The sequence below is a fragment of the Pseudomonas agronomica genome (genome assembly GCF_025917275.1).
GTDB lineage: Bacteria > Pseudomonadota > Gammaproteobacteria > Pseudomonadales > Pseudomonadaceae > Aquipseudomonas > Aquipseudomonas agronomica.
In genome coordinates this window covers 1-6,671 of record NZ_JAOSHO010000279.1, presented here as the reverse complement: position 1 = coordinate 6,671, position 6,671 = coordinate 1, and the positions used below count along the sequence as shown (strand labels likewise).

General features: G+C 62.6%; 4 protein-coding genes. 3 read left to right on the top strand and 1 reads right to left on the bottom strand.

The window, feature by feature from the left end:
* The first annotated feature begins 160 nt into the window (after window positions 1-160).
* Window positions 161-1,648 (top strand): DUF853 domain-containing protein, encoded by a 1,488-nt coding sequence (locus OC610_RS18235; RefSeq protein ID WP_264429595.1) that lies wholly within the window; start codon window positions 161-163, stop codon window positions 1,646-1,648.
* Window positions 1,649-1,781: 133 nt separating this feature from the next.
* On the opposite strand, the gene OC610_RS18230 is transcribed toward OC610_RS18235, so the two are convergent.
* Window positions 1,782-2,237 (bottom strand): DUF721 domain-containing protein, encoded by a 456-nt coding sequence (locus OC610_RS18230; RefSeq protein WP_264429593.1) that lies wholly within the window; start codon window positions 2,235-2,237, stop codon window positions 1,782-1,784.
* 308 nt (window positions 2,238-2,545) lie between these two features.
* On the opposite strand from OC610_RS18230, the gene secA reads away from it, so the two are divergent.
* Window positions 2,546-5,287: a preprotein translocase subunit SecA gene (gene secA, locus OC610_RS18225; RefSeq protein ID WP_264429591.1), complete on the top strand. Its 2,742-nt coding sequence runs from the start codon at window positions 2,546-2,548 to the stop codon at window positions 5,285-5,287.
* A 118-nt stretch (window positions 5,288-5,405) separates the two neighbouring features.
* Entirely contained in the window at window positions 5,406-6,623 is a 1,218-nt protein-coding gene (gene argJ / locus OC610_RS18220; protein ID WP_030140817.1) for a bifunctional glutamate N-acetyltransferase/amino-acid acetyltransferase ArgJ, read from the top strand.
* Window positions 6,624-6,671 lie beyond the last annotated feature (48 nt).

Here is a 6,671-nt window from a genome sequence, read left to right as displayed (position 1 = left end):
CAGGCGTAACAGGCATAACAGACTCCAGCGGGAGCAATCTCTGACCACATGAGTGCGGTCAAAGCGGTTTTTATTTCCAGCGCCCGGCCCTTAATGCGCTGGGCATGCTTTGATATAAGCGCGCAAAATGGCGTCCTATCGCAAACCCACAGGTGACCAAATGCCTGATTCATCGCAACTCATTATCGGGGCCGACCTGGCCGGCCAACCTGTCGCCCAAGCCATGCGCCTGGCGAACCGTCATGGTTTGGTGGCGGGCGCCACCGGCACCGGCAAGACCGTGACCCTGCAACGCCTGGCCGAAATGTTCAGCGATGCCGGCGTGGCGGTGTTCGCGGCGGACATCAAGGGCGACCTGTGCGGCCTCGGCGCTGCCGGTGCTCCCCAGGGCAAGATCGCCGAGCGCATCGCGGGCATGCCCTGGCTCGGCCACAAGCCCCAGGCTTATCCGGTGACCTTGTGGGATATCCACGGCAAATCCGGTCATCCATTGCGCACGACCTTGAGCGAAATGGGCCCGTTGTTGCTCGGCAGCCTGCTGGAACTCACCGACAGCCAGCAGTCGGCGTTGTACGCGGCGTTCAAGGTTGCTGATCGCGAGGGCCTGTTGCTGCTGGACCTCAAGGACCTGAAGGCGCTGCTCAATCACCTCAAGGACCATCCCGAATTGCTCGGCGACGACGCGGCCTTGATGACCACCGGCTCCAGCCAGGCGCTCATGCGTCGCTTGTCGACGCTGGAGCAGCAGGGCGCCGACGCCTTGTTCGGTGAACCGGCGTTGCAGCTCGAAGACATTCTGCAGCCGGCCAGCGATGGGCGTGGTCGTATCCATTTGCTGGACGCCAGCCGCCTGGTCCATGAGGCCCCGAAGGTCTACGCGACGTTCCTGCTCTGGCTGCTGGCCGAGCTGTTCGAGCAACTGCCCGAGCGCGGCGATGCGGACAAACCCTTGCTCGCATTGTTCTTCGACGAAGCCCACTTGCTGTTTGCCGGAACGCCCAAGGCCCTCCAGGATCGGCTGGAGCAAGTGGTGCGGTTGATCCGCTCCAAGGGTGTCGGGGTGTATTTCGTCACCCAGTCGCCGGGTGACCTGCCAGATGATGTACTGGCGCAATTGGGCTTGCGCATCCAGCACGGTTTGCGCGCTTTCACGGCCAAGGAGCAAAAATCCCTGCGGGCGGTGGCGGAAGGTTTCCGGCCGAACCCGCAATTCGATGCCCTGGCGGTGCTGACTGAACTGGGCATCGGTGAAGCCCTGGTCGGCACCTTGCAGGAAAAAGGCACGCCGGAAATGGTCCAGCGCGTACTGGTAGCACCACCGCAGTCGCGCATCGGGCCGCTGAGCGAGGCTGAGCGGGCCGGGTTGATTGCCAGCTCCCCGTTGCAGGGGCGCTATGACAAGCCTATCGATCGCGAGTCGGCCTATGAAGTGTTGATGGGGCGCAAGGGGCTGGAGCCCCAGGCGGAGGCGGCGCCGGGCAAGCCGGCAGCGGACGAGCCGAGCTTTACCGAACAGGCTGGGGAATTCCTCGGCACCGCGGCGGGCCAGGCCTTGAAATCAGCGATGCGCCAGGCGGCCAATCAATTGGGGCGGCAGTTGGTGCGTGGGTTGATGGGATCGTTGCTGGGGGGGAGTAAGCGGCGTTAGGTCAAGAACCGAGTCGCCCCCTTCGCGAGCAAGCCCACAGTGGAGCTGCGGCGGATACAAAATCCATGTCCGCTGGGGATCCCATGTGGGAGCGAGCCTGCTCGCGAAAGCTATTTAACAGGCGACGGAAATCTCAATCCTTGGGCCGCGCATGCGCCGCCAATCGCTCCAGCGCCGCCCGCAGGTTGGGGTCGCTGATGCCTTCGGCGGTGGCCTGGATGGTCGCGGCCGCGTCGGTCGACAAGTCGAGGGTATGTCCCTTGGCGCCGCCCTGTACGGTCGGCGGCTGGACCTTGAACAGGATGCGCGTCAGGTTGGCGAACTCTTCGAATGCCTGCAACTGACGCAGCAAGCGTTTTTGCTGGTAGCGCAGGCGCGTGGCCCAATGGCCGTCGGTGACAATCAGCAACAAGCTGCCTTCGCGCCAGGACGCGACACGACAATACTCGCGCGCGGCGGGTTGCAACTGGCTGTCGAGCAGGCGTTGCAGATGACCCAGGCGCCTGGCGTGGCCGAAGATGGCTTTCAGCGGCTTGGCTTCGCGCAGCAGAACGGCGGGTGCCTTGGCTGGAAGAGGGCGGAAGGCCATGAACTGATACCGCAAATGACAGGAGCGCCATGGTAGCAGAAAGCGCCGGATGCGCCTCGATCCGCTCGTCCTGCGACCTTTTATCCACACAATCAATAGGTAACTTCTGCACCTTGTGGCTTGAAGTTCGCGCAAAAGCCCTTATTTTAGGGAGGCCCCGTCACAGCGCTGTGCCAGCATCGTGGAATAACGCCACTTTCCTCACCATCGTTTCCGGGTAGAATGCTCGTTCGCATGCGGCCATGAGGGCTGCACGGGCGACTCACGGGGCCGCCCTCCATCCCTTTAGTGTGGAAGATCCTGCCGATATGTTTGCGCCTTTGTTAAAGAAACTTTTTGGAAGCAAGAACGAGCGTGAAGTCAAGCGCATGCTCAAGACGGTACAGATCGTCAATGCCTTCGAAGAGCAAATGGTGGCCCTTTCGGACGATCAGTTACGCGCCAAGACTGCCGAATTCAAGGACCGCATCGCCAAGGGTGAAACCCTTGACCAGATCCTGCCCGAAGCCTTTGCGGTCTGCCGCGAAGCCGGCAAGCGGGTGATGGGCATGCGCCACTTCGACGTCCAGTTGATCGGCGGCATGACCCTGCACGAAGGCAAGATCGCCGAAATGCGTACCGGTGAGGGCAAGACCCTCGTGGCCACCCTGGCGGTGTATCTCAACGCATTGTCCGGCAAGGGCGTGCACGTGGTGACGGTCAACGACTACCTGGCCCGCCGCGACGCCAACTGGATGCGCCCGCTCTACGAATTCCTCGGCCTGACGGTCGGCGTGGTCACGCCGTTCCAGCCGCCGGAAGAGAAGCGCTCCGCCTACGCCTCGGATATCACCTACGGCACCAACAACGAATTCGGTTTCGACTACCTGCGCGACAACATGGCGTTCAGCATGGAAGAAAAATTCCAGCGTGAACTCAACTTTGCCGTGATCGACGAAGTCGACTCCATCCTCATCGACGAAGCCCGTACCCCGCTGATCATTTCCGGTCAGGCCGAGGACAGCTCCAAGCTGTACATCGAGATCAACAAGTTGATCCCGCAGCTCAAGCTGCACGTCGAGGAAGTCGAAGGCGAAGTGACCCAGGCCGGTCACTACACCGTCGACGAGAAGACCCGCCAGGTCGAGCTCAACGAATCCGGCCACCAGTTCATCGAGGAAATGCTGACCCGCGTCGGCCTCCTGGCTGAAGGCGAAAGCCTGTACTCGGCCCATAACCTGGGCTTGCTGACCCACGTCTATGCCGGCCTGCGAGCCCACAAGCTGTTCCATCGCAACGTCGAATACATCGTGCAGGACGGCCAGGTCGTACTGGTGGACGAGCACACCGGCCGTACCATGCCGGGCCGTCGCCTGTCCGAAGGCCTGCATCAGGCCATCGAAGCCAAGGAAGGCCTGAACATCCAGGCCGAGAGCCAGACCCTGGCCTCGACCACCTTCCAGAACTACTTCCGCCTGTACAACAAGCTGTCCGGCATGACCGGTACCGCTGACACCGAAGCGTTCGAATTCCACCAGATCTATGGCTTGCAAGTGGTGGTGATTCCGCCGAACAAGCCGCTGGCGCGCAAAGACTACAACGACCTGGTGTTCCTGACCGCCGAGGAGAAATACGCGGCGATCATCAACGACATCAAGGAAGGCATGGCCCAGGGCCGTCCGATCCTGGTGGGTACCGCCACCATCGAGACCTCCGAGCACATGTCCAACCTGCTTTCCAAGGAAGGCATCGAGCACAAGGTCCTGAACGCCAAGTTCCACGAGAAGGAAGCCGAGATCATCGCCCAGGCCGGTCGCCCGGGTGCGCTGACCATCGCCACCAACATGGCCGGTCGTGGTACCGACATCCTGCTGGGCGGCAACTGGGAAGTGGAAGTCGCTTCCCTGGAGAACCCGACCCCCGAGCAGATTGCGCAGATCAAGGCCGACTGGCAGAAACGTCACCAGCAAGTGCTTGAATCCGGCGGCTTGCAGGTGATCGCTTCCGAGCGTCACGAATCGCGCCGTATCGACAACCAGCTGCGTGGCCGTGCCGGTCGCCAGGGTGACGCCGGCTCCAGCCGCTTCTACCTGTCGCTGGAAGACAGCCTGATGCGCATCTTCGCTTCTGACCGGGTGAAGAACTTCATGAAGGCCCTGGGCATGCAGCCGGGCGAGGCGATCGAGCACCGCATGGTGACCAACGCCATCGAAAAGGCCCAGCGCAAGGTCGAAGGCCGCAACTTCGATATCCGCAAGCAGTTGCTGGAGTTCGACGACGTCAACAACGAGCAGCGTAAAGTGATCTATCACATGCGCAACAGCCTGTTGGCCGCCGACGACATTGGCGAAACCATCGCCGATTTCCGCCGCGAAGTGCTCGACGCCACCGTCAGCGCCCACATTCCGCCGCAATCGTTGCCGGAACAGTGGGATATCACGGGCCTGGAAGCGTCCCTGCGCAGCGATTTTGGCGTGTCCTTGCCGATCCAGCAGTGGCTCGACGAAGACGACCACCTGTACGAAGAAACCCTGCGGGAAAAACTGCTGGCCGAGCTGATCGCCGCGTACAACGAGAAAGAAGACCAGGCCGGTGCCGAGGCGCTGCGCTCCTTCGAGAAGCAGATCGTATTGCGCGTGCTGGACGACCTGTGGAAAGACCACCTGTCGACCATGGATCACCTGCGCCACGGCATCCACCTGCGCGGCTACGCCCAGAAGAACCCGAAGCAAGAGTACAAGCGCGAGTCCTTCACGCTGTTCTCCGAGCTGCTGGATTCGATCAAGCGCGACTCGATCCGCGTGCTGTCCCACGTCCAGGTTCGCCGCGAGGACCCGGCCGAGGAAGAAGCTCGCCTGCGTCAGGAAGCCGAGGCCCTGGCTGCGCGCATGCAGTTCGAACACGCCGAAGCGCCAGGGCTGGAAGTCGCCCAGGCGATGGAAGAGGGCGTCGACGTGGATGTCGCCCTGGCTACCGCCCCGGTGCGCAACGAGCAGAAGCTGGGACGTAACGAACTGTGCTACTGCGGTTCGGGCAAGAAATACAAGCATTGCCACGGGCAGATCCAATAAACCCGTTTCAACGCTGAACGACCCGCGCCGCGACAAGAGTCTCTTGTCGCGGCGTTTTGCCATTTGATTCGCCGTCCCGACGAAGACGGCGTCGATTTATCTATTAAGGAGCGCATTCATGGCTGTTGGTCTTGGTCCGTTGCCAACGTTGCACCCGGTTGCCGGTTTTGAACTCGGTATTGCCTCGGCGGGCATCAAGCGCCCCGGGCGCAAGGATGTCGTGGTCATGCGTTGCGCCGAAGGCTCGACGGTGGCGGGCGTGTTTACGCTCAACGCGTTCTGCGCCGCGCCGGTCATCCTGGCCAAGCAACGCGTGCAGGGGCCGGTGCGTTACCTGCTGACCAACACCGGTAACGCCAACGCCGGCACCGGCGCGCCAGGCCTGGCCGCCGCCGAGCGTACCTGCGCCAAGCTGGCCGAACTGACGGGCGTCGATGCCAACCAGGTGCTGCCTTACTCCACCGGCGTGATCGGCGAGCCGCTGCCGGTCGAGAAGATCGAAGGCGCGTTGCAAGCCGCCCTCGATGACCTGTCGGAAAACAACTGGGCCGCCGCCGCCACCGGCATCATGACCACCGACACCCTGCCCAAGGGCGCGAGCCGCCAGTTCCAGCATGACGGCGTGACCATCACCGTCACGGGCATCAGCAAGGGCGCGGGCATGATCCGTCCGAACATGGCGACCATGCTGGGCTACATCGCTACCGACGCCAAGGTTTCGCGCCAGGTGCTGCAGGACCTGATGCTCGACGGCGCCAACAAGTCGTTCAACCGCATCACCATCGACGGCGACACCTCCACCAACGACTGCTGCATGCTGATTGCCACCGGCAAGGCCAACCTGCCGGAAATCACCGAAGCCAGCGGCCCGCTGTTCGCGGCCCTGAAGCAGGCGGTGTTCGAAGTGTGCATGGAAGTGGCCCAGGCCATCGTCCGCGACGGTGAAGGCGCGACCAAGTTCGTGACCGTACAGGTCAACGGCGGTGGCAATCACCAGGAGTGCCTGGACGTCGGCTACACCGTGGCGCACTCGCCGCTGATCAAGACCGCGTTGTTCGCCTCCGACCCGAACTGGGGCCGGATCCTCGCCGCTGTCGGCCGTGCCGGCGTGCCGGACCTGGACGTGAGCAAGATCGACGTGTTCCTCGGCGAAGTCTGCATCGCCAGCCAGGGCGCCCGCGCCGCGACCTACACCGAAGCCCAGGGCGCGGCTGTGATGCAGCAGGAAGAAATCACCATCCGCATCGAGCTGGGACGGGGGGATTGCAGCGAAACCATCTGGACCACTGACCTGTCCCACGAGTACGTCAAGATCAACGCTGAGTACCGGACTTAACAGGCTCGGGACCGAGCTGCTCCAATCGCGAGCAAGCTCGCTCCCACA